The following is a 23681-nucleotide window of genomic DNA, read 5'->3' as shown; positions in this document are numbered from 1 at the left end:
ACGTTAACCTCCTGTGTTAATCTTTTGTTCGCCGGCTTTGATAATATTAGCTCGGCTCATCATTATATATACAATATAACTGATAACACCAGGTAAAAGGAAATGAAACAGTCCAATCTGCATCCATGTTGTTAAACTACTGCCCATCGTTTTGATTGTCATAATCTGTCCTACGAAACCACTCGTCCCCATCCCAGCACCTGCAGCAGCATTTTTCATTGGCCAGAGCATCGTCATAATTGGTGCTACAATAATACTCGCGATCACAGGCGGCACTAAAATAAATGGATGTAACATGTAGTTTGGAATTTGAATCTTACTCGTTCCAATACCATGCGCAATCAATCCTTGTATACCGTTATCTTTAAAACTTGTCACCGCAAAACCAATCATATGACAACAACAGCCGATTGTAGCAGCAGCCGCTGCAGTGCCATTAATACCTAACATCAGTGCTAAAGCTGCACTCGAGATTGGACTAGATAAAGTAAGTCCAAAAATAAGAGAAACAAGAATTCCCATAAGTAACGGTTGTTGGTCTGTAGCAAATGTAATAAATTCACCAAGTGACAACATAAATGCCTGAATAAATGGTCCTACAAGCTTGGCAATGATTGCTCCGATTACTAATGTTAAAAGTGGTGTCAATATAATATCAATCTTTGTTTTACCACTATAAAATCTACCTAGCTCAGCTGTTGCTAGACTGACCACATACGTTCCAGCAGCCCCACCTTGCTCATAGCCATACATACCAGTTACCGCACTCGCAAATATGACCATTGGCTTTGCACCTAAACCAAATGCAACGGCAACGCCTACTGCTGCACCGGTATAAAGTTTTGCCAGTTTACCGATTTCTATCAATAATGAAGTGTCTAGAAAAGGCTTTAACTCTGTTCCTACAGTTTCTAAAATAAGACCGATAATCAACGAACAGAATAAACCTAATGCCATAAAGCTCATTCCATCAACAAACCAACGTTTAAGTAATGCTTTCAAACTGCCAGCTCCTTTAATATCATTTTCATTATCATAGCACAAATGTATTTAATAATAACATATGTAAATTGATTATATTGTGATTAAGGTGTGCTTATCAATCATTACAAAAAAATCATTCACCTGCATATGCAAATGAATGATTCAATTAAATCGATATAATGTTTAAGAACCGCTGTAAATGTTCTGACTTTGGATTTGTGAAGATTTGTTCCGGATGATCTAACTCTTCGATACGTCCATCATGGATAAACGCAACTTTGTCGGCAACACTTCTTGCGAATGCCATTTCATGCGTAACGATCACCATCGTCATTCCTTCATCTCTTAAGCCTTTAATGACTTTCAGAACGTCTTGCACAAGTTCTGGGTCAAGTGCTGATGTCGGTTCATCGAATAGCATCACTTTCGGATTCATCGCAAGTGCTCTTGCAATACCTACACGTTGTTGCTGTCCACCAGAAAGAGAAATTGGATACTGATCTTTAACATGTAATAAATCAACTTTTTCAAGTAAATTTACCGCAATTTTCTCCGCTTCCACTTTACTCATGCCTTTCACTTGCACTAAGCCTTCCATTACGTTTTCAAGAGCAGTCATATGAGGAAACAGCTGGAAGTTTTGAAATACCATCCCTGTTTTCTTACGTACTGTAATTTGTGATTTTTTGTCGTTTGCTGTGTAAGTTACACCATCAACAGTCACAGTACCTGATGTAGGGATTTCTAACGCATTCATTGTACGCAGTAATGTCGTTTTACCTGAACCACTACGACCGATAAGTACGACAACTTCACCGTTCGCAACTTCAAGATCAATATCTTTAAGTACAGTTTTTTCACCAAATTTTTTAACTAAATTTTGTATTGAAATCATCGTTGATACTTCCTTTCAACACGTTCTTCATAAATACCTTGAATGATTGAAACGATGAAACAAACCACCCAGTACATAATCGCCACTAAAGTATAGATTGATAAGAATTCATATGTTGTTGAGGCAACTTGCTGCGCATTTCTAAACATTTCAGCCACCAATATATATCCTAATAGGGATGTATCTTTAATTAAACTCAGGAATGTGTTTCCTAATGCTGGTGTTGCTGTACGAATAGCCTGTGGTAAGATGATGCGTTGCATCGTTTTCTTTGGGCTCATCCCGATTGAATATGCTGCTTCAGTTTGTCCGTGCGGTACTGATAATATACCACCACGAATGATTTCAGAACCATAAGCACCAACATTTAAACTTAATGAAATAATAGCAGCTGTAATGGATCCGAGTTTAAATGCCTGATCCGGATCACCTGTAATCAGACGGCCGATTTCAGGGATACCGAAGAAGATAATAAACATCTGAACAAGCATTGGTGTGCCTCGGAAGATTGATACGTAAACACGCGCTGGAATGCGTAATAATTTATTATTAGAAATACGTGCAAGCGCCGTAAATATCGCAATAATAAATCCTAGTATAAACGTAACAATCGCAATCGGAATCGAATATTTGACTAAACCCCAAAGCATTGGCTCAAAAGCTTGAGCCGCCGCATTCAGGGCATGGGACATTTCTTCATTAAGGACGAGTGACATCTTCACCGAACCATTTTTCACTGATTTTTTTCATTGTACCGTCTTTTTGTAATGCATCTAATGCTTTATCAAAATCTTTGATGATTTTCTCATCTGTTTTCTTAGTAAATACAAATCCTGATTGTGTTTTCTCAGCGTTACCTTCAACAATTTTGATATCAGCATTTTTCTTTTGTTTTAAGTAATCTAATACTGAAATTTTATCATTAAAAGTTGCTTCAACACGGTTAGATAGTACCATTTCCATCGCCTGATTAAATCCTTCAACTGAAGTTACTTTAGCGCCTTTTTCTTTCGCTAATTTGCCGTAATTAGATGTTAAAGTTTGTGCTAATGCGCGACCTTTAACGTCATCAAATGATTTAATATCTGAATTTTTACGTGTTACTAATACACCTTGTGTGTAAGTGTATGGTTTAGAGAAATTATATTTCTTCTTACGATCTGCATCCATACCTACCTGGTTTGCAATCGTATCGAAACGACCGGAGTTAAGTCCCGAGAACATTGAATCCCATTGTGTTTCTACGAATTTCACTTTATATCCTGCTTTTTTCGCTACTGCTTCTGCTACTTCCACATCGAAACCTGTTAATTTGTTGTTCTTATCATGGAAAGTAAATGGTGCATAAGTACCTTCTGTTCCAATCGTGATCTCTTTCTTGCTGTCTTTTTTATCTGAGTCATTACTACCACATGCTGCTAAAATAAATAATGCTGTAAACAATAAAGCTAATAATTTTTTCAATTTTCCATTCTCCTATTCTTATCAATTTACTCGGAATAGGTTTTATTTTAAAGCATTTTAATTTTAAGTCAATAAAAAGATACTCAAGATGAAAAAGATGAAGCAAATACTATCGCTTCATCTCAATAAAAAGTAAACTATTAATTCATCTTTAAATATGCAATTTTTTCATCATTGACGTCTTTGAGTAATGCAAGCAGTCCATCACGTGCTGCATAATAGTCCCGAATATCAAAAATTGTGTGATTGGAATGGATATAACGTGCTGGTACACCGATTACTGCTGTCGGAATGCCTTGTAAAGAAGTATGGATAACGCCACCATCCGTACCACCTGGTGAAGTATAATATTGATGTTGAATATCATTTGTTTCATAGATTTCTTCAAGCCATTGTTTAAATGACGGTTTCAAAATCATCGTTCTATCAATAATTCGAACGAGCGTTCCCTCGCCTAGTTTACCATTCGCATTACTTCCTGCAGTGTCATTGGCTGGTGAACAATCAACGACAAATGCTAAGTCTGGTTTGATCATATTTGCAGATGGCCCTGCACCACGTAATCCAACTTCTTCCTGCACGTTTGCACCTACATAAAGGTCAAACGGTAAGTCTGTATCTTTTAATTGTTCAAACAGGTCGACGATAATTGTACATCCATAACGATTGTCCCATGCTTTACATAGGAATCTGTTCTCAGTCAATTGTTCAAAATCAACTGCCGGAACGATTGAATCACCGATTTGGATGCCCATTGCTAATACTTGTTCTTTACTTTCTGCTCCCACATCAAGTAACATTTCTTTAATTTGCGGTGTTGCTTCCTTACCTGTTCTAAAATGTGCAGGCACACTGCCAATTACACCACTATATGTTTTGTTGTCACGCGTTAATACTTGCATCTTTTGAGCCTGCAGGACATCTGCTGGCCACCCACCGATTTCCGTGAATTTAAGTAATCCTTTTTCAGTAATATCTGTTACCATGAATCCGACTTCATCCATATGTGCTGCAATCATGATGCGTTTAGCATTGTCCTGTTTTGATTTCTTTACGAAGAAGACGCCACCTAAGCCATCTTGTAATACTTCGTCTGCCAGTGGTGATAATCTTTTTAACAGATAATCACGTACGAGACGTTCATGTCCTGGCGCACCATGTAATTCAGTTAAAGTTTTTATCGTATCTAATAGTTGTTCTGTCATGTTTTTTGCTCCTTATGTTAGAATATAATCAAAACGTTAACCTAAAAGTTATACGCTTTGCTTCCAAATTTATTGATGAGAGGACTTTTAACTATGAAAAAATATCAAATCATCATTCCCGTTATTGTAGTCACTGGTATTATCGCTTATCAACTACGTCATCATATGACGATGCAGCACCCAGAAACGCTGCTACAACTGGTGCTGACAAACTTCGATCACGTTACAGGTTCAGCTATCGTATATGAACCAGAAAAACAAGAAAAGTTTGGTCAGATCTCTCACATTTATCGCGGTATCATTAATACGCAGGATAAAGATTACGAATTTACAGTCGATGCTTATACCGGTGAACTCATCGACACAATTGAGATTTAAATTATTTGGATATAAAGATGAATTTGAAGCACAACATTTATTGTGCTTCTTTTTCTTTTGTTGTTTTTAAGTAATCGAATGATTTTTTTATGCGGTCAAGACCTTCTAATAATTTATCTTCACTACACGCGACATTAAATCTAAAATGTGTACTTGCCGATAATTCGTAAGTATTACCGATACCCGTCGCAATCTTTCCGACATTCTGTAAGGCATCCTGTACTTCCATTTCACTAAATCCACTCTTCTCAAAATCAATCCAGGCTAAAAATGTAGCATCCGGCTTCTGGAAAAATAAACAATCAGACAGATGATCTGCAATGTAATCTTCTACGAGGGTCATATTATTATCGATATGCTGATTAAGCGCATCGACCCAGTCGCCACAATCTAAGTAAGCTGTTTGAATAACAGTTAAGGCAACTAAATTTACTGCCGCTAAACCATACACAGACATCACTTTCGTATTAATTGTCTCGCGCATATATTTATCTTTTGTTATAAAGTATGCATGCGGAATGCCAGAAACATTAAATGTCTTACCTAAACATGTCGTCACTAACATCTGTTCATAGTCATGCATATATTTTGCAAGTGTTTCGTGTTGACCGCGACGCACAAAATCCATATGAATTTCATCAGCAATGATATACACATTATATTTCTTACAGATTTCAATAATCTTTAAAAGTTCCTGCTCAGAAAACACTTTACCTGTTGGGTTATGTGGATTGCATAATAAGAACACTTTATTTTGAGGCATCTGACACAGATATTCAAACTGTACAAAGTCCATCGTGTATTCGTAACCATCAAAGTAAAGTTCACTTTCAACAATCATACGTTTATTACCGTTAATCAGATTGATAAAGTTGTTATAGGAAGGTGTATTAAGGATAACACCATCACCTTCATTAGTCAGGATACGTATTGCTTCTGTCACAGTAAAAAGCACTGATGGCGAATAGAATAGATCTTGTTTAAGAATATTTGTATTAAATCGGTTACTATACCATTGTTTAACCGGCGTATAGAATGCATCATTTTTCCAACTCGTATATCCGAAAATTCCGTGTTCCAGGCGATTAGCGATAGACTTTGTAATCTTTTCCGGCGTTTTAATATCCATATCTGCTATCCAGAAGGGCATTAAATCTCTACGCTGATAGATTAATGGAATCATTTCAGTTTGAACTGCATTTGTATTTAAACGGTTAACATTTTCATTAAAATTATACATAGTTTCCTCCAGTTCAGAAAATTCTCTCAATATATCAAGTCTACACTAAATAAAGCATAAAAAAAAGATGAGACACTTATAATGTCTCATCATTTAATAATGCTTCAAATGTTATTTAAAACTTGCTTCAAGTCGGTTGATTCTAAAACCTTTAGCAGAAAATTTCTCTTCGTACTCTGTCTTGATATTATCAGCCGGTTCATTATCATGAAGATTTAAATTGATATTTTTGAGTTTCATACCAAACTGACTCATACTTTCAATAGAAAATTCAAATAGTCCTTGATTATCTGTCTTGAAGTGAATTTCACCATCATCTTTCAGGATCGTCTTATAAACTGATAAGAAATTAGCATGTGTTAAACGACGTTTGGCATGTCGTGTCTTCGGCCATGGATCTGAAAAGTTTAAATAGATGCGGTCAATTTCTCCAGGATTAAATATTTCAGTCAGCTTCTCAGCATCAACTGTCAATAATCGTAAGTTTTTAATATCCTGCTCTATCGCTTTTTCTACAATACGAATCATTACATTCTTATCTCGTTCAATACCGATATAATTGATTGCTGGATTTGCTTTTGCCATCTCAGTAATAAATCTACCCATACCGCTTCCGACTTCTATATGAATCGGCTGAACTTTTTCAAACCATGATGTGATATTGTCTTTTTGTGACAGGTCGATACTTACAATATCACGATGTTCAAGCAGATAATCTTCTGCCCACGGTTTATTACGCATTCTCATGTATGTTGCTCCTTTAAATAAATCTATTCTGTGTTAAAACTTCATCTAAAAACTTCAACCATTCGTTCATATCGTGGTAACGACTCTTCTCCTCATACCACTCTACCATCGCAATCGCCTGTATAATCGTATACCATTTCATACGTTTCTCTAAATCGATTGTATAGTTAATACCGTAATCAGCAAGCCACGCTTCCCAGTCAACTTCTTTGCTATACGTATATAAAATCATACCAATATCAATCGCAGGATCCGCAATCATTGCACCTTCCCAGTCAACAATAAACAGTTCATCCTGATCTGAAAGTAACCAGTTATTATGATTCACATCGCCATGACAGACAGTATAAAACTGACTATCTAGATTAGGCATATGTTCTTCTAAGTAAATTAAAGCTTTTCTAACCGTATGATGTGCTAATACATTGCGTGAAAGAGAACTATTAATTTTCTTAAGTAAGATGTGAGGATACATCGGTTTCATTTCTAAACGTTTTAACATATTAAGTAAAGGTTTAGAGCGATGAATTTTTCTGAGGAGTTTCGCAACACGCTTGGAACCCATTTCTTCGTGTGTCAATGATCTTCCATTCTTCCAATGTTGAGCGGTAACGACCTCGCCCGTTTCAATACGTTTTGTCCATACGAGCTTAGGTACGATACCCTCAGCAGATAACGCTGCTAAGAATGGCGAAGAATTTCTTTTAAGAAATAATTTGCGGCCATCCTGCTCTGCCATATATGCCTCTCCAGAAGCGCCACCAGCGGAATCTAATGTCCAACCAAGCTGATAGAAATGTTCCAACATGTTCACCTCCCACAGTAGAAAAAAGAAAAGGCAATGAGAAATAATCTCTTGCCTTATTTTTAGTTCGAACGTTTTAACGACTTATTTAAATTTTATAACCTTTTATAAAAATATTCAAGTCAAACTTTTTTAAGCGTACTGAATATATGTTCAAATGTAATTCATTGTGTAATATGATGCCTTTTAGGCGTGATTTGTGATAATATGCTCATCAAACTTGCTTTGCAGACGCTTCGTAATCGGACCAACCTGACCCTGATTAACATTCTCACCATCAATCTCAGTAATCGGCATTACTTCCTGTGTTGTACTCGTCAAGAATACTTCATCCGCATCCTTTAACGCTTTCTCATCAAATGTAAATTCTTCAAAAGCAATACCTTCAGCATCTGCAATCTGTTTAATGACACGACGTGTAATACCGTTTAAGATGAAATTATTTGCAGGATGCGTAATGATTTTCTCATCTTTAACGATGAATATATTGCTTGATGCGCCTTCTGTAACAATACCGTTACGTATTTGGATCGCCTCTTTTGCACCATTGGTTACCGCTTTTTGTTTATTCATAATGTTACCAAGCAGATTCAAACTTTTAATATCACAGCGTAACCATCGAATATCTTCAGTCGTAATCGCTTTCACACCTTGCTGAAGATCCTGCATCGGACGTTCTGCAGTATTGGTATAAAGTAATAAATTTGGTTGAGTATCTGTTGGATACATATGATTTCTAACTGCATCTCCTCGTGTTAACTGAACATAAATTGTACCGTTATCTATTTCATTTTCCTTGATAAGCTGATTACAAATTTCGATATATTCCTCAACAGAATAGGGACTTGTTATTTCTATTTCATTTGCACTACGTACGAGTCGTTCGAAATGTTCAGTGGCTGTAAATAAAGTGCCATGGTATACTCGCACGACTTCATATACACCATCTCCAAACTGGATGCCACGATCGTTGTAACTGATTTTCGTATCATCAGACACATAACTGCCATTAATAAAAACTACCATTTTACTCACCTTCTACACATACAGAGTGGATTGCTTCTAAATAAATCGCTGTCGCATCAAATAATTGTTTCTTGCTGATATATTCATTTTTTTGGTGCATTAAATCTTCTGATTCTTTAAACATCGCACCAAATGCTACACCTTTTTCCAGGTTACGTGCATATGTTCCACCACCGATAGTATACGGTTCTGTCATATCTCCAGTCTGGTTACGATATGCTGTTAATAACTTTTGAACGAATGGATCATTTTTATCGACATAGTGAGGAACCTGGTGCGTTTCAATTTCAATTTCAAAGCCATCTTTAGCAATCTGTTCTTCAAATTTCTTAATTTCAGTTTCAAAATCAAAACCGTTTGGATAGCGTAAGTTTACACCATAATGTCCGCCATCAACGTCCGTATAACTAATTACACCATAGTTAGTAGTTAACTGACCCATTTCTTCAGTTTCATAAGCCATACCTAGCTTCTCACCAAAGTGAGAAGCAAATAAATATGTATCACCAAAGTTAACGAATGACTTTGCTTTCTTATCTAGATCTAATGTATTTAAGAAATTAACAAGATATAGACCAGCGTTCACACCTTTAAATGGTTCCATACCATGAACTGACTTTCCTTCAATTTGAAGTGAAATCTGACCGTTCTCTACGAATTGTTTCCCTGTTAATTTGTTGTTTAATAAATATCCTTCAAAAGCTTGAATGACAGCATCCATCTTTTCTTTAACTTCGATTTTTGCTTCTGCAAAATCCGGGACCATATTGTATCTTTCACCAGCTTTAAATGCCTTTAATTCCACTTCTGGTGCTGTTTCGCTTTCTTCATCACTATTTTGAATAATATCAAATGTTGTGATACCTTTTTCACCGTGAATTAATGGGAAATCAGCATCCGGTGCAATCCCTAGATCAGGCATCGGTTCAGTTTCAAAATAACGGTCCGTACATTTCCAGCCTGATTCTTCATCAGTACCGATAATGATATGGATGCGTTTTTTCCAGTCTACTTTCATGTCGTCTAAAATTTTAATAGCGTAATACGCAGCAATTGTTGGTCCTTTGTCATCTAAAGTACCACGTGCAATAATTTTATCCTCAGTTACGACAGCCTCAAATGGATTACTATCCCATCCACTACCTGCAGGTACTACGTCAACGTGACATAATATACCGAAAATATCCTCACCATTACCTGCTTCGATACGTCCAGCGATATGATCGATATCCACTGTCTCGTATCCATCACGTTGTGCTAATTCATACATATAATCTAAAGCTTTTCGTGGGCCTGGTCCAACAGGATTTTCACTATCAGCTAAACTGTCATCACGTACACTTTCTATATTTAATAAACCCGTAAGGTCTTCAATAATTTTATCTTCATATTGTGCAACTTTTTCTCTCCACATAATGATTCCTCCTAATGCTTGTATATTCCTATATTACATGATACATAAAGGAATTCAAAATAATAATCGTAAAATTTATCAAAATAAAAAGCCAGCATGCGCTGACTTTTATAGCGTTATTATTTTAATTCGTCTTTAGATACGGCATTAGGATTTTTTTCAGCAACTTCTTTGTCTGTTACGACATGGATGTTGTTCGCTCCACCTTCGTCGTCAAAGTTTTGTTTTTCTTCTTCAACAGTAACATCTTTTTTAGTTAATTTATCAGCTAATGGTGCCGCTTTTTCTTTTAACGGAGCAACTTTTTCTTCAACTTTAGAAGTTAAGTTTGCTTTGTAAGCATTTGGATCTTCTTTCGCTTTGTTGATTTCTTCTTTCGCTACTTGTTGTAAGTTAGCAGCTTTGCCTTTAGCGTTATCTGCATAACCTTTAGGATCTTGTTTCGCTTTGTTGTATTCTTCTAATACTTTATCTCTGTTTTCTTTTTTTGAAAGGAATGCTGCTACTGCAGTACCACCAATAACTAATGCTGCTTTTAATAAACCTGTTTGATTGTTGTTCGCCATGTTAAACACCTCTTCTTTTGATTTGTACTGTAATTATACCCAAGGTGTAATGGTCTAAACATTTATAATCATTTTCTTACTAAATTAATTTCATTCTGCATTAATTTCTTATATTCTCCAGGCTTTAAGCTACTATCTAAAGACAAATCACCCATCTTAATACGTTTTAGGTAAGTTACTTTCATACTTACTGCCTCAAACATTCTTTTCACTTGATGAAACTTACCTTCCTGGATTACAAGTTCTATTTCACTTGTATTATTATTCGTATCAACTGAAAGACACGTTAAATCACCAGGCATAGTATGATACCCATCATCTAAAGTTACGCCTTGAGCAAATTGTTCCACCGTGTGATCAGTGACAATGCCGTCAATTTTGGCATAATACGTTTTATTCACATGTTTCTTAGGACTCAGCACGTCATGCGAGAACTGACCATCATTGGTTATGATGAGCAACCCTTCTGTATCTTTATCCAGTCTGCCGACCGGATGCAGGTCATAATGATCCAGCCCTGTAATAAGGTCAATGACTGTCTTATCTTTATCATGTGTGCTTGAAACTACGCCAGCCGGTTTATTAAGCATAAGATAGATAAAGGGTTCAAAGTGAATCATCTCACCTTGAACCTTTATGATATCTTTTTCCGGATTAATTTTAATATCTGATTTCGTGACAACTTCCTCATTAACCGTAATCACTTTTTTCTTGAGAAATGCCTTAACATCTTTTCGTGAGCCTACGCCATGGTTGCTTAAAAATTTATCAAGTCTCATCGCGTTAACCTATTTCTTAAAGATTGGATACGTGAACCGAAGAATTGATCGGCTAAACGTGATTTCATCGATAATGATGCATAGACTAAAGCACCGACTACTGCTCCAATCACTAAAATGATAAGTGCATCCAGTTTATTGGAAACTGTGAGGAATTGCATTAAAATGACATAAACGATTTGTACAACTAGTACCATAATTAAGCTGTATAACGTAATCATCAACATTTGACGGGCAGTCGTTCGATACTGGAATCCCGCATATTTCTTGATGACATAAAGATTACAAACAATATTAAAGGTCATCGCAATCGCAGTCGCAAGTACTGCGCCTACTGTATGGAATACCATAATTAACGGGATATTAATCACTAATTTAACAAGGAGCGCAGCAAGCACGATATAAACCGTTAAATTTTGTTTATCAATACCCTGCATCATCGCAGCAGTTACAGAAACAAGCGCAAGTAAAATGCCTACAGGTGCATAATAAAATAGAATATTATTCGCAATTGGATTATAGCTGTAAAATACCGTATAAAGTGGTGCAGCTAATACCATAATACCTAATGAAGCTGGCACTGTAAGAAACATCAGTAAACCGAAAGTCGTTTTAATCTGATGATGCATTTCTTTAATCTTGCCTGATGCATGTGTTCTTGTAATTGACGGAACAAGACTAATTGCAAACCCTCCAGCAAGTGAAGTCGGAATCATAACAAGTTTATTAGATGTCGTATTTAATATTGTAAGGAGCATATCATTCATTTTTCCAGGCACACCTGCTAAACCTAATGCATAGTTATGTGTAAACTGATCAATCGTTGTATAAAGCGGCACACACAAACTTACGATAACGAATGGAATACTGTACTTTAATATTTCTTTATACATACTACCGTAACTAACATCAGTATTAGAATCATCGGAATCAACCATCTTGTCGATAAATGGTTTACGCTTTCTCCAGTAATACCAAAGTGTTAGAATTGCAGCGACCGCACCGATTGCTGCTGCAAATACAGCAATCTCATTAGCCAGTAGCATTGATTTATTCATAACGTTAAGGACAACGAACGTACCTCCTAGTAAAAATAGTATACGTGCAATTTGTTCAATAACTTGTGACACCGCTGTTGGTCCCATTGAATCATAACCTTGAAATATTCCACGCCATGTCGCTAAGAAAGGAATAAACAACACTGCAAATGAGATGATGCGAATAATCTCGGTAATATCTTCAACAGTCCATTTACCTTCAGAACCAGCAAGTGATGCCTCAGCAATCATCGGACTTAAAAAGTAAAGAATAACAAAGCCTAAGAAACCAGTGATACCCATTACTAATAATGATGACTTATATAGTTTATAGCTAACTTTATAGGCACCAATCGCATTATACTTCGAAACATATTTAGCTACCGCTAACGGTATCCCACCTGCAGCTACAGTAAGCATAACTACATATGGTGGATAAGCCATATTATATGGTGCTAAATTTTCTTCACCACCGATAATGGCATAGAACGGAATAATATAAAGTATCCCTAAAATCTTAGTAATAAAAATACTTGCCGTTAATAAGAACGTACTTCTGACAAGTGAATCTTTCTGTGACATAACTTCATCCCTATCTTTTTTAAAATAAAAGCTTCATAAATGATTAAACCCATTTTCAATGTAGATTATCATACCACCATTATAAATTTTTAACTACTGAATTCATATATTTTACCATAAATAAAATGTATAATAATTGAAAATGGAGGTATCAAATATGTATCAGACAATTGTCATAGGTGGTGGCCCTAGTGGATTGATGGCTGCAATCAGTGCGAGCGAAAATAATAACAAAGTCTTACTTATCGATAAAAAAGATCAGCTAGGTCGTAAATTACAAATATCCGGTGGTGGACGTTGTAATGTTACAAATAACGTCACTCATGAAGAACTAATTAAACATCTGCCTGGTAACGGTAAGTTTTTATATAGTGCATTTAATACATTCGATAATTATGCCATCATCGAATATTTCGAAAATCTTGGTGTCGCTTTAAAAGAAGAAGACCATGGTCGTATGTTCCCTGTATCCAATAACGCAAAGGATGTTGTCAACGCCCTTAAACAACAACTTATCAATAATAAGGTGGAAGTTCGAACAACGACAAAGGTTGAATCTTTAATCATAGAAGAAGATAAGATTAAAGGTGTGATGCTATCAGATAACATACCTGTATATTCAGAAAAAGTCATTATCGCGACCGGTGGCAAATCTGTACCGCATACCGGTTCTACTGGAGATGGCTACGTATTTGCACAGCAAGCAGGACATACGATTACCGAGCTGTTTCCTACCGAAGTACCAATCACATCAAGTGAACCATTCATAAAATCTAAGATACTACAAGGACTTAGTCTGCAAAATGTCGGGTTAAGTGTATTGCGTAAAAATGGTAAACCACGCATTACCCATCAAATGGATATGTTATTTACACATTTCGGAATATCAGGACCAGCAGCTCTTCGCTGTTCACAATTTATTTATCACGAGCAAAAAAGTCAGAAGAAACAAGAGATACAGATGATGATTGATGTATTTCCAGACATGACTATCGGTCAACTTACACAACACATCGAAAAAATCATTAATGATAATAAAGATAAAGCCATCAAAAATAGTCTAAAAGGTTTGGTGCAGGAACGTTATTTACATTTTTTACTGGAACGTGCTGAAATTAACCTTGAAGAAAATGGTCATCATATCAAAAAAGAAAGTCTTAAGACATTTATAGCTCTATTAAAAGGATTTGCATTTACCGTTAACGGTACATTATCAATTGATAAAGCGTTTGTTACCGGCGGTGGTGTTACTGTAAAAGAAATCGTACCAGCAACGATGCAGTCTAAAATACATGATAATCTTTATTTTTGTGGTGAAGTGTTAGACATACATGGCTATACTGGTGGTTATAATATTACAAGTGCACTAGTCACTGGTTATGTTGCCGGAATGAGCTGCAGATAAAACTAAATATAATGAAACAATTCCGGATACGCTTAGTATCCGGAATTGTTGCTTTACATATTATTAAATTTGGTTTCATCTTTGCCGGATACTCCTAGTATCCGGAAATGTTGGCTACATATCCATCAAATTTAACTTCATCTTTGCCGGATACTCCTAGTATCCGGAAATGTTGGCTACATATCCATCAAATTTAACTTCATCTTTGCCGGATACTCTTAGTATCCGGAAATGCCTGCCACACATTTATTCACTTAACATCGGTTCAATAACTGCCATGCCACCTTCTACATTCACAGCTTTATAATCATTTGCTAATAAATAATGAGTAACATTCGCACTTCTTACTGCATGTGCACAAACAATATAATATTCTTTTTCACGATCTAAATTTTCCATCTGTTCAGGTATATCATTCATCGGAATATGCATTGCACCTTTGATCATACCTTGTTCTACTTCAAATTGCTCACGCACGTCAATAATGTTCATCGCTTCATTAGCTTTAATCTTGGCTACAAAATCTTCAGTTGATATATTCATCATAACTCCTAGTTTGCCACAATATTGACTAATTTATTTGGTACTGCGATAACTTTGCGAATCGTCTTACCTTCAATTTGTGTTTTTATAGCATCCTGCTCAAGAGCAAAAGCTTCTAACGCCTCTTTATCAGTATCTTTTGATACTTTCGCTTTAAGTTTTACTTTTCCGTTTACCTGAATGACAATTTCTACTTCGTTATCAACAAGTTTACTTTCATCATATGTTGGCCACGCTTCATAAGTAATTGTTCCATCATGTCCTAAAATTGACCAGATTTCTTCTGTAATATGAGGCGCAATTGGAGATAATAACTTCACAAATCCTTCAACGTATTCACGACTTACAGCATCTTGTTTATAAACTTCATTGATAAATACCATCATTTGAGAAATTGCGGTATTAAATCCTAAAGTATTATAATCATCTGTTACTTTCTTCACTGTCTGATGATAAACTTTTTCTAATGCTGGTGTCTCTGTATCTACAACTTTAGCAGATAAAGTACCCTCTTCGGTAATAAACGCACGATATACACGGTCTAAGAATCGGCGAGCACCGTCTAATCCATTCGTACTCCATGCTATGGATGCATCAAGTGGCCCCATAAACATTTCGTAAAGTCTTAATGTATCTGCACCGTGACTTTCAACAACATCATCAGGGTTTACGACGTTTCCTTTAGATTTACTCATTTTTTCGTTGCCTTCACCTAGAATCATCCCTTGGTTAAATAACTTCTGGAATGGTTCTTTCGTTGGGACTACACCTAAGTCATATAATACTTTATGCCAGAAGCGCGCATATAATAAATGAAGTACAGCATGCTCTGCCCCACCAATATATAAATCAACTGGTAACCAGTATTTTAATTTTTCAGGGTCGGCTAACGCTTCACTGTTATGTGGATCGATGTAACGTAAATAATACCAGCAAGAACCTGCCCATTGCGGCATCGTATTCGTTTCGCGTCGGCCTTTCATACCAGTAACAGGGTCTACTACATTAATAAATTCATCAATATTTGCAAGCGGAGATTCACCTGTACCTGATGGCATAATCTTATCCGTTTTCGGTAACATCAAAGGTAATTCGTCTTCTGGTACAGTCGTCATTGAACCATCTTCCCAGATGATTACTGGAATCGGCTCACCCCAGTAACGTTGACGTGAGAATAACCAGTCACGTAATTTATAAGAAACTTTCTTCTCACCGATTTGTTTCGCTTCAAGCATTTCGATTGCACGCGCAATACCATCTTCTTTGTTTAAGCCGTCTAGTTCACCAGAATTAATATGAACGCCGTCACCAGTGAATGCTTCTTTGTCGATATCTCCACCTTCAAGTACCGGTTTAATTACTAGTCCGAATTGTTTCGCAAATTCATAGTCGCGTTCATCGTGCGCCGGTACAGCCATTATCGCCCCAGTGCCGTATGATGCTAATACATAATCAGAAATCCAGATCGGCATCTGTTCATTCGTAAATGGATTTATCGCATAGCTTCCTGTAAATACACCAGTCTTATCTTTCGCTAAGTCTGTACGTTCTAGATCTGATTTTCGGCTTGCCTGCTCCTGATATGCCTGAATCGCCTCGCGTTGTTCATCAGTAGTGATTGATGCTACAAGTGTGTGTTCTGGTGATAATACAGCATAAGTTGCACCAAAAATAGTATCTGGACGTGTCGTAAACACTTTAAATGAAGCATCTTTCCCGTCTACTTTAAATTCAACTTCTGCACCTTCAGATTTACCAATCCAGTTACGTTGCATATCTTTTAATGATTCCGGCCAATCCAGCTCATCCAAATCCTCTAGCAGTCGATCTGCGTATTCAGTAATTTTAAGTACCCATTGACGCATCGGTTTACGGATTACTGGATGTCCACCACGCTCTGATACACCATCGATTACTTCCTCATTTGAAAGTACTGTACCGAGTGCAGGACACCAGTTAACAGCAACTTCATCGACATAAGCTAACCCTTTATTGTACAGCTGGATAAAGATCCACTGCGTCCATTTATAATACTCAGGATCTGTCGTATTTACTTCGCGATCCCAGTCATAACTGAAACCAAGTTCCTGAATTTGTCGCTTAAATGTTTCGATATTTTTCTTTGTGAATTCAGCAGGGTCATTACCTGTATCAATCGCATATTGTTCAGCAGGTAAACCAAATGCATCCCACCCCATCGGATGTAATACGTTATAACCTTGCATGCGTTTAAATCTAGAGACGATATCAGTAGCCGTATATCCTTCTGGATGACCAACGTGTAATCCAGCACCAGATGGATAAGGGAACATATCTAAAGCGAAGAATTTTGGTTGTTCCATGTCTTCTCCAGTTTTAAAAGTTTTATTATCTAACCAATATTTCTGCCATTTCTTTTCAATACTTTGATGATTATAGCTCATAACTTTTCCTCCTTTAATATATAAAAAGACAGCCATCCCTAAAATAAGGGACGACTGTCATATATGACAACCGCGGTACCACCCGCAATTCACTTTAATAAGTGCAGCTTTTGTTATTTATTTCAACACTAGCAAGTTCACAAGTTTCAAATACCAGTTCACAGCACCCACTGGCTTTCTTTAAAATGATTGCTTGTTACTACTCTAGATACATTTACTATAAAGGAGCTTTAAATCTTTTTCAAGTCTTTTTACTAAAAATAAAATACATCTCAATCAATTAATTTGAATTATGCAAATATTTTAAATTTTTAGTGTAAAATTAAAACCTTATCGATTATGTCGTCTGTTTTATATTTTTATCAAATATTGACAAAAATATAAATCCGATTAAGACAAATCCAATCATCGTATAGAACATTGCATGCATATTGTATAGGTCAACGATAACGCCACCTAAAACTGGTCCTATCGCTCTACCTAATGTTGCGGTTGAATTAACAATACCCTGATAGACACCAATTCTCCCTTGAGGTGCCAGTTCATTGGCAATGGTCGGAACTGCTGGCCAGACAAACATTTCACCGATCGTCAATATAACCATCCCAACAATAAACATTGAAAAATCCTGTGCAAAACTCGTTACGATATATGAAATAATAAATATAATCAAACCTGTTGCTATCTGCATCTTTATCTTTTCACTCATAAAATTAATCACCGGTTTAATCAGTGGTTGTCCAACAATGATTAATACGCCATTGATGGCCCATAATAAACTGTACTGTTTAAGCGATATGCCGAGATCTTGCGTATAACTTGAAATCGTTGACTGCCACTGTACATAACCAATCCAGCATACACAATAGGTAACACAAATGAGTATGAGTGCTGTAAAGCGATCCTTATCTTTAATATTGCCGACATCTTTCATTACATTCCCACCACTATGGACTACACCAGCTGTTCGGTAGCCAAAGAATGCGATAAAGAAAAATACGACATACAGCAATAGATTTAACATGAATATATAATCGAAACTCAGTTCAGCGATAAAACCACCAAGTGCTGCCCCTAATGCCACACCTATATTTTGAGATAAATAGATGGCATTAAATGTTTTACGTCCTCCTTGTGGCCATGCTGTACCTGCCATTGCATAGATAGAAGGAAATACGATACCTGATCCAAAACCTAAAATGATGAGCCACACAGCATACCATGGCCATCCATGTAAGAATAAAATACCGATTAAACTAAGCATTGAAATAACGATACCAATCAGTATCGAACGGTAGCCACCGTATTTATCGAACATCGTCCCGCCTAACAAGTTGCCAAGCACAGAAGCACCAGAATTAAGCATTAATACTAATCCTGCTAAACTTAAACTTTTCCCTAGTTCATTATGTAAATAGATGGTATTAAGCGGCCATACTAAACTTGCACCTGTAACGTTTACTGCCATTCCGATGACAAGAAGCCAAACGAGTTTTGGCATTTTCATTGCATTTACCTCACTTTCTTAAAATTTATTTTTTCCGATTTCCTCTATTATATGTTAAAATCCATATGTTAAGAAAGAGGGAGACATAATGACACAATTTAAATATGCACTAGATTCAAAACTTTATCATACATGGAACTATCATTTAAGACAAAAATTCGGTACAAAGATATTCAAAGTTGCTTTAGAAGGTGGATTCGATTGCCCCAACCGTGACGGCACTGTAGCGTTTGGCGGTTGTACGTTCTGTTCTGCTGCGGGAAGTGGTGACTTTGCAGGTGATCGTGTAGACCCTATCCCTGTCCAATTCGAAAAAATAAAAAATAAAATGCACGAAAAATGGCATGATGGTAAATATATCGCCTACTTTCAAGCTTATACGAATACACATGCTCCACTCGACGTATTAAAAGAAAAATATGAAGCCGCATTAGCGCAACCCGGCGTTGTCGGATTATCTATTGCAACACGTCCCGACTGCCTGCCGGATGACGTCGTTGAATATTTAGCAGAATTAAATGAAAGAACATACCTCTGGGTCGAACTTGGTCTTCAAACCGTTCACGAAAAAACTTCTAACATCATCAATCGTGCACATGATATGCAGTGCTATTATGACGGTGTTGCGAAACTGCGTAAACACAATATCAATATTTGTACGCATATTATTAACGGATTACCGTTAGAAGATTACGACATGATGATGGAAACAGCACGTACTGTTGCACAAATGGATGTACAAGGCATTAAGATCCATCTACTTCATCTATTAAAAGGTACACCAATGGTAAAACAATACGAAAAAGGCATGGTCGAATTTATGAGTCAGGAAGATTATGTGAAACTTGTTGCCGATCAGTTAGAAGTTTTACCGGAAGAGATGATCATACATCGTATCACAGGTGACGGACCTATTGACTTAATGATTGGACCGATGTGGAGTGTCAATAAATGGGAAGTATTAAACGGGATTGATGCAGAACTCAAAAATCGAAATAGTTATCAAGGAAAATTTTATAAGAAGGAAACAGTATAAATGAAAGCCTTAGGTATACTCCCTTATGCACGTGCACTTTTAACAAATTATATCGAACCGGACGATATCGTTATCGATGCAACGTGCGGCAATGGCAATGATACTTTATATTTAGCCCAACTTTTGAATAATACAGGTCATATACACGCATTCGATATTCAGGCGCAGGCAATTAACAATGCTAAAGAAAAAACGAAAGATTTTAATAATATTAGCTTTCATCAGACAGGTCATGAAAATGTGCTGGATGTGTTAAACCAAACTGTAAAACTTGCTATTTTTAATCTTGGTTATTTACCGAAGGGTGATAAGAGCATTGTAACGGTACCAGAGACAACTATTCAGGCTATCGACAATATATTTTCAATACTTGAAGTTGGAGGCATCATCATACTCGTCATCTATCCTGGACATCCTGAAGGAAAGGTTGAAAAAGATGCAGTATTAGACTATCTTAAACAAATAGATCAGAACAAGGCGCATATCTTTAAATATGAATTTATTAACCAGAAGAATAATCCACCATTTGTCGTAGGGATTGAAAAAAGATAAAAAAAGCAAGTGTTTGTCATTAGACATCCACTTGCTTTTTCTATAATCCACAAATCTCTAATATCGAATCAAATTGTTGCTTTAACTTTTCTTTCTTACCTTTCAGGTTAGAACAAGCTGCATCTACTATCTTTTCTTTTTCAGGTAGACGATCCTCATTGTAATATATCATAACAGTACGCTCATCATCTGCCGGACGAACTTTCTTAATCCAGCCATTCGCTACTAGATTATTGTAGAAACGCGTTCTTTTATATGGCTTAATATCCAAATATTTGTCTAATTCTTTCATCGGCATCGGTCCCTTGTCCCAAAGTGCCACCATTACGATATATTCTTCTTTCGTTAAGTTAAATTCTGAAGATATCATTTCGAAAATTTCATCTATTTCTTTCTGTAAGTCATTTAACAGAACCATATCACTTACTTCATGTTTATCTTTTGACATTCATTTTCACCCTCTAAATTTGCAATATCTTATTCTATACCCACTTCCTCTGTAATCAATCCAATATAATTCATTCTATTGTTCATAAATGATTCGATATAGTATAAAACATTGTCTTTTTCAGGCTCATTGTGAAGTTCATGAAATAGCGTACGCCAGTTTTTAATGTATATTTCAGAAGACTTAATTTCCTGTGAAAATAATTTAATCTGATCGATATCTGCAATACGGTCTTGTTCTGAATACATTATTAGTACCGGGATATCATTGATTTTGTGAATATTCTCCATCGTTTCCTTCATGATTTCAATAATTGACTTGTACCAATTAAAACTAACTTTTTGGAGCATCAAAGGATCACTTTTCATTTCAGCAATAATTTCTTTATCACGCGAGAAATCTTCTAAAGGAATATTCATATCAAACTTCGCATCCTTTGATATAGAACTTAAACTTGATGCGAGGAAATTTTTACGTGTAGTAACTGTGTTCTGAAATCCAAATAAAGGTGAAATCAACATCACACCTTCTAGTTTTATATTGACCTTTTCAAGTAAATTGACAGCGATTAAGCCTCCTAATCCAACACCTAGTAAAAATACCGGAAGATGATATTCTTCAGCAACTTCAATCCATTCCAATACTTTCTCTCGATATTCATCGAAATTTTCGATATGTCCTCTATTTACACGGGAAGTTTGTCCTTGTCCCGGTAAATCTCCCATAATTACATGATAGCCATCACGTCTTAAATGTGTGATAAACCATGCATATCTTCCATGATGCTCTAATATATTATGTACAATTACAACTATCCCTTTCGGTGCCTTTTCAGTTTCCCATTTCCACATAATGATACTCCTTTAATAATTTCTTTATCCGTCTTTTTAATGATATTATTATTATATCAAAACTTATGAAAGGTGGTTACAATATGTTATATGAATATGATGGTAAGTATCCTGAAATTGATGATAGTGCGTTTATCGCACCGAATGCAGTGATAACTGGCGATGTAAAAATCGCAAAAGATGCTTCAATCTGGTACGGTACAGTAATCCGAGGAGATGTCAGTCCAGTTATTATCGGAGAACATTCAAATGTTCAGGATCTATGCTGCCTCCATCAATCACCGGATGCACCGCTTATCATTGAAGAGAATGTAACGGTCGGACATCGCGTCACGCTTCATTCAAGTATGATTCGTAAAGGCGCACTCGTAGGAATGGATTCTACAGTTCTCGATGGAGCAGAAATTGGTGAGGGTGCATTTTTAGGAGCAGGATCTTTGCTTACACAAGGTAAAAAGATTCCACCAGGTATGCTCGCGATGGGCAGACCAGCCAAAGTAGTAAGAGCTTTAACAGAAGAAGATAAACAAGATATGGCACGCATCCAGCAGGAGTATGCTGATAAAGCGAAAGTTTATAAGGCGATGCACGAAAATAAAGCATAAAAAAGGTGAAGCCGAATCGGCTTCACCTTTTTTAAAATAATTATGCAATTCCAAATTTCTTATGCATGAATGGTAATCCAGCGATAATATAGCTGAATACGAACTCATAGAACATTGAGAAGAAATTAGCAAAGAAATATGTGAATGTATGACTAATCACTGCACCCATACCTTCAGCAGCAAAAGCAAAGTTTGCATCAATTGCACTATCGACTAAGTTTAATAAAATAATTACAATTCCCATTAACCACGCTTTTTTTGTTACCATTGCAACAATCAACGCGATAATTGTAATAACAATCGGTTCAAATACGAATAATTGGAAAAATGGATCTAACCCACCGAAAATATAATATGCCATATCTTTAAACATGTAGACACCTCTTCATTGATATACTTTATAATTCACTTTTTATTCTATCATTGAAAAGGAATAATCAATATTAAGATTATTTAAAGATTACTCAGTTACATTTACAAAGAATTTACAAATGACTGGTTATGTTGATTTAGAACCATTGAATCACTTCGTCAACAGACTTTCTAGATTTTTCCTGTCGGGGGTCAAACTTTCGATAACCAAACGAAACCATTACGGAAATTCCTTCTTTCTGACGATCGATGATACCCGCTTCTTCTAAAATAGCATTTACCTTACGATAATCGAACCCTTCTATCGGACAAGAATCAATACCGATTTGTGCAGCAGCAGTCATCATATTCCCAAGCGCAATATATGTCTGTTTACTTGACCAGTCAAATAAAGCACGCTCTGAATCTACTACTTCAATATGTTCCGTCTGAAATTCTTCATAGATCGATAACATACGCTTTAATTTATCTTCATCCGGTTGACGTTGTTTAAAATGCTCAATAAAATATTCCGAATCATAACGTACATCCTTTCGCGCTAAAATCAATACGAAATGACTTGAAGTCGCCAGTTGTTTCTTTGCACCCCAGGCTACATCGCTAATGCTATTCTTTATTTCTTCATTCTCCAATACAATAAATCGCCACGGCTCTAAACCCACTGAAGATGGACTAAGTCTTGCCACTTCCAGAATAAAATCCATATCCTCTTTAGGAATTTTCACTTCATTATATTGTCTTGCAGCATGTCTAAAATGATGTGCTTTTAATATTTCTTCCTTGATTATTGATTTATCCATTATTGTCACCTCTTACA

At 36.2% G+C, this 23681-nt stretch carries 25 protein-coding genes; 5 read left to right on the top strand and 20 right to left on the bottom strand.

The genetic code is table 11. The annotated features are described in order from the left end of the window. Positions 1–3: 3 nt before the first annotated feature. The 5 genes from BHU61_RS09895 to BHU61_RS09875 form a co-directional block, all read right to left on the bottom strand. Positions 4–1002: a PTS sugar transporter subunit IIC gene (locus BHU61_RS09895; RefSeq protein WP_111716541.1), complete on the bottom strand. Its 999-nt coding sequence runs from the start codon at positions 1000–1002 to the stop codon at positions 4–6. 148 nt (positions 1003–1150) lie between these two features. Next, positions 1151–1879 (bottom strand): amino acid ABC transporter ATP-binding protein, encoded by a 729-nt coding sequence (locus BHU61_RS09890; protein ID WP_111716539.1) that lies wholly within the window; start codon positions 1877–1879, stop codon positions 1151–1153. Beyond that, positions 1876–2595: an amino acid ABC transporter permease gene (locus BHU61_RS09885; RefSeq protein WP_111716538.1), complete on the bottom strand. Its 720-nt coding sequence runs from the start codon at positions 2593–2595 to the stop codon at positions 1876–1878. The genes BHU61_RS09890 and BHU61_RS09885 overlap by 4 nt, the downstream gene beginning before the upstream one ends. After that, positions 2579–3343 carry an amino acid ABC transporter substrate-binding protein gene (locus BHU61_RS09880; RefSeq protein WP_111716536.1) on the bottom strand — a complete coding sequence of 255 codons (765 nt, stop codon included), beginning with the start codon at positions 3341–3343 and terminating at the stop codon, positions 2579–2581. The genes BHU61_RS09885 and BHU61_RS09880 overlap by 17 nt, the downstream gene beginning before the upstream one ends. Before the next feature lie 140 nt (positions 3344–3483). After that, the gene (locus BHU61_RS09875; RefSeq protein WP_111716535.1) at positions 3484–4548 is read right to left on the bottom strand and encodes a M42 family metallopeptidase; all 1065 of its coding nucleotides are present in this window, start codon (positions 4546–4548) and stop codon (positions 3484–3486) included. A 93-nt stretch (positions 4549–4641) separates the two neighbouring features. On the opposite strand from BHU61_RS09875, the gene BHU61_RS09870 reads away from it, so the two are divergent. Continuing rightward, positions 4642–4926 (top strand): hypothetical protein, encoded by a 285-nt coding sequence (locus tag BHU61_RS09870; RefSeq protein ID WP_111716533.1) that lies wholly within the window; start codon positions 4642–4644, stop codon positions 4924–4926. Between the two features lie 37 nt (positions 4927–4963). On the opposite strand, the gene BHU61_RS09865 is transcribed toward BHU61_RS09870, so the two are convergent. The 8 genes from BHU61_RS09865 to BHU61_RS09830 all read right to left on the bottom strand — a co-directional run bounded on the left by BHU61_RS09865 (position 4964) and on the right by BHU61_RS09830 (position 13122). Beyond that, entirely contained in the window at positions 4964–6166 is a 1203-nt protein-coding gene (locus tag BHU61_RS09865) for a MalY/PatB family protein (protein WP_111716531.1), read from the bottom strand. A 111-nt stretch (positions 6167–6277) separates the two neighbouring features. Further along, entirely contained in the window at positions 6278–6913 is a 636-nt protein-coding gene (gene trmB / locus BHU61_RS09860) for a tRNA (guanosine(46)-N7)-methyltransferase TrmB (RefSeq protein WP_111716530.1), read from the bottom strand. A gap of 13 nt (positions 6914–6926) precedes the next feature. Next, complete coding sequence (locus BHU61_RS09855; protein WP_099580143.1) at positions 6927–7718, bottom strand: phosphotransferase family protein; 792 nt, start codon at positions 7716–7718, stop codon at positions 6927–6929. Positions 7719–7904: 186 nt separating this feature from the next. Beyond that, on the bottom strand, positions 7905–8744 hold the full coding sequence (gene dat / locus BHU61_RS09850) for a D-amino-acid transaminase (RefSeq protein ID WP_111716528.1): 840 nt from the start codon (positions 8742–8744) through the stop codon (positions 7905–7907). A gap of 1 nt (position 8745) precedes the next feature. After that, on the bottom strand, positions 8746–10158 hold the full coding sequence (pepV, locus tag BHU61_RS09845) for a dipeptidase PepV (RefSeq protein ID WP_111716526.1): 1413 nt from the start codon (positions 10156–10158) through the stop codon (positions 8746–8748). A gap of 119 nt (positions 10159–10277) precedes the next feature. After that, positions 10278–10724, bottom strand: a complete 447-nt coding sequence (locus BHU61_RS09840; protein WP_099579801.1) for a YtxH domain-containing protein — start codon at positions 10722–10724, stop codon at positions 10278–10280. Positions 10725–10792: 68 nt separating this feature from the next. Further along, complete coding sequence (locus tag BHU61_RS09835) at positions 10793–11503, bottom strand: pseudouridine synthase (RefSeq protein WP_111716525.1); 711 nt, start codon at positions 11501–11503, stop codon at positions 10793–10795. Continuing rightward, entirely contained in the window at positions 11500–13122 is a 1623-nt protein-coding gene (locus BHU61_RS09830) for a putative polysaccharide biosynthesis protein (RefSeq protein WP_111716523.1), read from the bottom strand. The genes BHU61_RS09835 and BHU61_RS09830 overlap by 4 nt, the downstream gene beginning before the upstream one ends. Before the next feature lie 157 nt (positions 13123–13279). Between BHU61_RS09830 and BHU61_RS09825 the strand changes: the two genes are divergently transcribed. Beyond that, on the top strand, positions 13280–14527 hold the full coding sequence (locus BHU61_RS09825; RefSeq protein WP_111716521.1) for a BaiN/RdsA family NAD(P)/FAD-dependent oxidoreductase: 1248 nt from the start codon (positions 13280–13282) through the stop codon (positions 14525–14527). A 246-nt stretch (positions 14528–14773) separates the two neighbouring features. Here the strand turns inward: BHU61_RS09825 and BHU61_RS09820 are convergent, their stop codons facing one another. From BHU61_RS09820 to BHU61_RS09810, 3 genes are all read right to left on the bottom strand, one after another. Continuing rightward, positions 14774–15070 carry a rhodanese-like domain-containing protein gene (locus BHU61_RS09820; protein WP_372486724.1) on the bottom strand — a complete coding sequence of 99 codons (297 nt, stop codon included), beginning with the start codon at positions 15068–15070 and terminating at the stop codon, positions 14774–14776. An 8-nt stretch (positions 15071–15078) separates the two neighbouring features. Beyond that, positions 15079–17493, bottom strand: a complete 2415-nt coding sequence (gene leuS / locus BHU61_RS09815; protein ID WP_111716517.1) for a leucine--tRNA ligase — start codon at positions 17491–17493, stop codon at positions 15079–15081. 337 nt (positions 17494–17830) lie between these two features. Next, entirely contained in the window at positions 17831–19000 is a 1170-nt protein-coding gene (locus BHU61_RS09810) for an MDR family MFS transporter (protein ID WP_111716516.1), read from the bottom strand. Between the two features lie 88 nt (positions 19001–19088). On the opposite strand from BHU61_RS09810, the gene mnmL reads away from it, so the two are divergent. Both mnmL and mnmM read left to right on the top strand, forming a co-directional pair. Next, positions 19089–20036 carry a tRNA modification radical SAM protein MnmL/YtqA gene (mnmL, locus tag BHU61_RS09805; protein WP_111716514.1) on the top strand — a complete coding sequence of 316 codons (948 nt, stop codon included), beginning with the start codon at positions 19089–19091 and terminating at the stop codon, positions 20034–20036. Continuing rightward, on the top strand, positions 20037–20588 hold the full coding sequence (mnmM, locus tag BHU61_RS09800) for a tRNA 5-(aminomethyl)-2-thiouridylate-methyltransferase MnmM (RefSeq protein ID WP_111716512.1): 552 nt from the start codon (positions 20037–20039) through the stop codon (positions 20586–20588). A gap of 40 nt (positions 20589–20628) precedes the next feature. Here mnmM and BHU61_RS09795 read toward each other — a convergent pair whose 3' ends face one another. Both BHU61_RS09795 and BHU61_RS09790 read right to left on the bottom strand, forming a co-directional pair. Further along, positions 20629–21036, bottom strand: coding sequence for a transcriptional regulator, SarA/Rot family (locus BHU61_RS09795; RefSeq protein WP_099579783.1), 408 nt, complete (start codon positions 21034–21036; stop codon positions 20629–20631). Positions 21037–21065: 29 nt separating this feature from the next. Then, complete coding sequence (locus BHU61_RS09790) at positions 21066–21887, bottom strand: alpha/beta fold hydrolase (protein WP_111716511.1); 822 nt, start codon at positions 21885–21887, stop codon at positions 21066–21068. An 83-nt stretch (positions 21888–21970) separates the two neighbouring features. Here BHU61_RS09790 and BHU61_RS09785 point away from each other — a divergent pair, with 83 nt between their 5' ends. Next, on the top strand, positions 21971–22492 hold the full coding sequence (locus BHU61_RS09785; RefSeq protein WP_111716509.1) for a gamma carbonic anhydrase: 522 nt from the start codon (positions 21971–21973) through the stop codon (positions 22490–22492). A gap of 40 nt (positions 22493–22532) precedes the next feature. Here BHU61_RS09785 and BHU61_RS09780 read toward each other — a convergent pair whose 3' ends face one another. Together BHU61_RS09780 and BHU61_RS09775 are read right to left on the bottom strand one after the other, a co-directional pair. Then, on the bottom strand, positions 22533–22865 hold the full coding sequence (locus BHU61_RS09780; protein WP_111716508.1) for a hypothetical protein: 333 nt from the start codon (positions 22863–22865) through the stop codon (positions 22533–22535). Between the two features lie 136 nt (positions 22866–23001). Further along, positions 23002–23664, bottom strand: a complete 663-nt coding sequence (locus BHU61_RS09775; protein ID WP_111716506.1) for an NAD(P)H-dependent oxidoreductase — start codon at positions 23662–23664, stop codon at positions 23002–23004. Positions 23665–23681 lie beyond the last annotated feature (17 nt).

The organism is Macrococcus epidermidis, assembly GCF_003259695.1.
Taxonomy (GTDB): domain Bacteria; phylum Bacillota; class Bacilli; order Staphylococcales; family Staphylococcaceae; genus Macrococcoides; species Macrococcoides epidermidis.
The sequence above is the reverse complement of the archived record's forward strand: the minus strand, read 5'-3'. Positions and strand labels throughout refer to the sequence as shown.

Coding starts and splice junctions, on each gene's coding strand:
- mnmM (WP_111716512.1), top strand. CDS start 20,037: ATGAAAGCCTTAGGTATACTCCCTTATGCACGTGCACTTTTAACAAAT.
- BHU61_RS09875 (WP_111716535.1), bottom strand. CDS start 4,548: ATGACAGAACAACTATTAGATACGATAAAAACTTTAACTGAATTACAT.
- BHU61_RS09835 (WP_111716525.1), bottom strand. CDS start 11,503: ATGAGACTTGATAAATTTTTAAGCAACCATGGCGTAGGCTCACGAAAA.
- pepV (WP_111716526.1), bottom strand. CDS start 10,158: ATGTGGAGAGAAAAAGTTGCACAATATGAAGATAAAATTATTGAAGAC.
- BHU61_RS09865 (WP_111716531.1), bottom strand. CDS start 6,166: ATGTATAATTTTAATGAAAATGTTAACCGTTTAAATACAAATGCAGTT.
- dat (WP_111716528.1), bottom strand. CDS start 8,744: ATGGTAGTTTTTATTAATGGCAGTTATGTGTCTGATGATACGAAAATC.
- BHU61_RS09775 (WP_111716506.1), bottom strand. CDS start 23,664: ATGGATAAATCAATAATCAAGGAAGAAATATTAAAAGCACATCATTTT.
- BHU61_RS09830 (WP_111716523.1), bottom strand. CDS start 13,122: ATGTCACAGAAAGATTCACTTGTCAGAAGTACGTTCTTATTAACGGCA.
- BHU61_RS09785 (WP_111716509.1), top strand. CDS start 21,971: ATGTTATATGAATATGATGGTAAGTATCCTGAAATTGATGATAGTGCG.
- leuS (WP_111716517.1), bottom strand. CDS start 17,493: ATGAGCTATAATCATCAAAGTATTGAAAAGAAATGGCAGAAATATTGG.
- BHU61_RS09890 (WP_111716539.1), bottom strand. CDS start 1,879: ATGATTTCAATACAAAATTTAGTTAAAAAATTTGGTGAAAAAACTGTA.
- BHU61_RS09790 (WP_111716511.1), bottom strand. CDS start 21,887: ATGTGGAAATGGGAAACTGAAAAGGCACCGAAAGGGATAGTTGTAATT.
- BHU61_RS09795 (WP_099579783.1), bottom strand. CDS start 21,036: ATGTCAAAAGATAAACATGAAGTAAGTGATATGGTTCTGTTAAATGAC.
- BHU61_RS09780 (WP_111716508.1), bottom strand. CDS start 22,865: ATGTTTAAAGATATGGCATATTATATTTTCGGTGGGTTAGATCCATTT.
- BHU61_RS09840 (WP_099579801.1), bottom strand. CDS start 10,724: ATGGCGAACAACAATCAAACAGGTTTATTAAAAGCAGCATTAGTTATT.
- BHU61_RS09810 (WP_111716516.1), bottom strand. CDS start 19,000: ATGAAAATGCCAAAACTCGTTTGGCTTCTTGTCATCGGAATGGCAGTA.
- BHU61_RS09820 (WP_372486724.1), bottom strand. CDS start 15,070: ATGAATATATCAACTGAAGATTTTGTAGCCAAGATTAAAGCTAATGAA.
- BHU61_RS09825 (WP_111716521.1), top strand. CDS start 13,280: ATGTATCAGACAATTGTCATAGGTGGTGGCCCTAGTGGATTGATGGCT.
- trmB (WP_111716530.1), bottom strand. CDS start 6,913: ATGAGAATGCGTAATAAACCGTGGGCAGAAGATTATCTGCTTGAACAT.
- BHU61_RS09885 (WP_111716538.1), bottom strand. CDS start 2,595: ATGTCACTCGTCCTTAATGAAGAAATGTCCCATGCCCTGAATGCGGCG.
- mnmL (WP_111716514.1), top strand. CDS start 19,089: ATGACACAATTTAAATATGCACTAGATTCAAAACTTTATCATACATGG.
- BHU61_RS09870 (WP_111716533.1), top strand. CDS start 4,642: ATGAAAAAATATCAAATCATCATTCCCGTTATTGTAGTCACTGGTATT.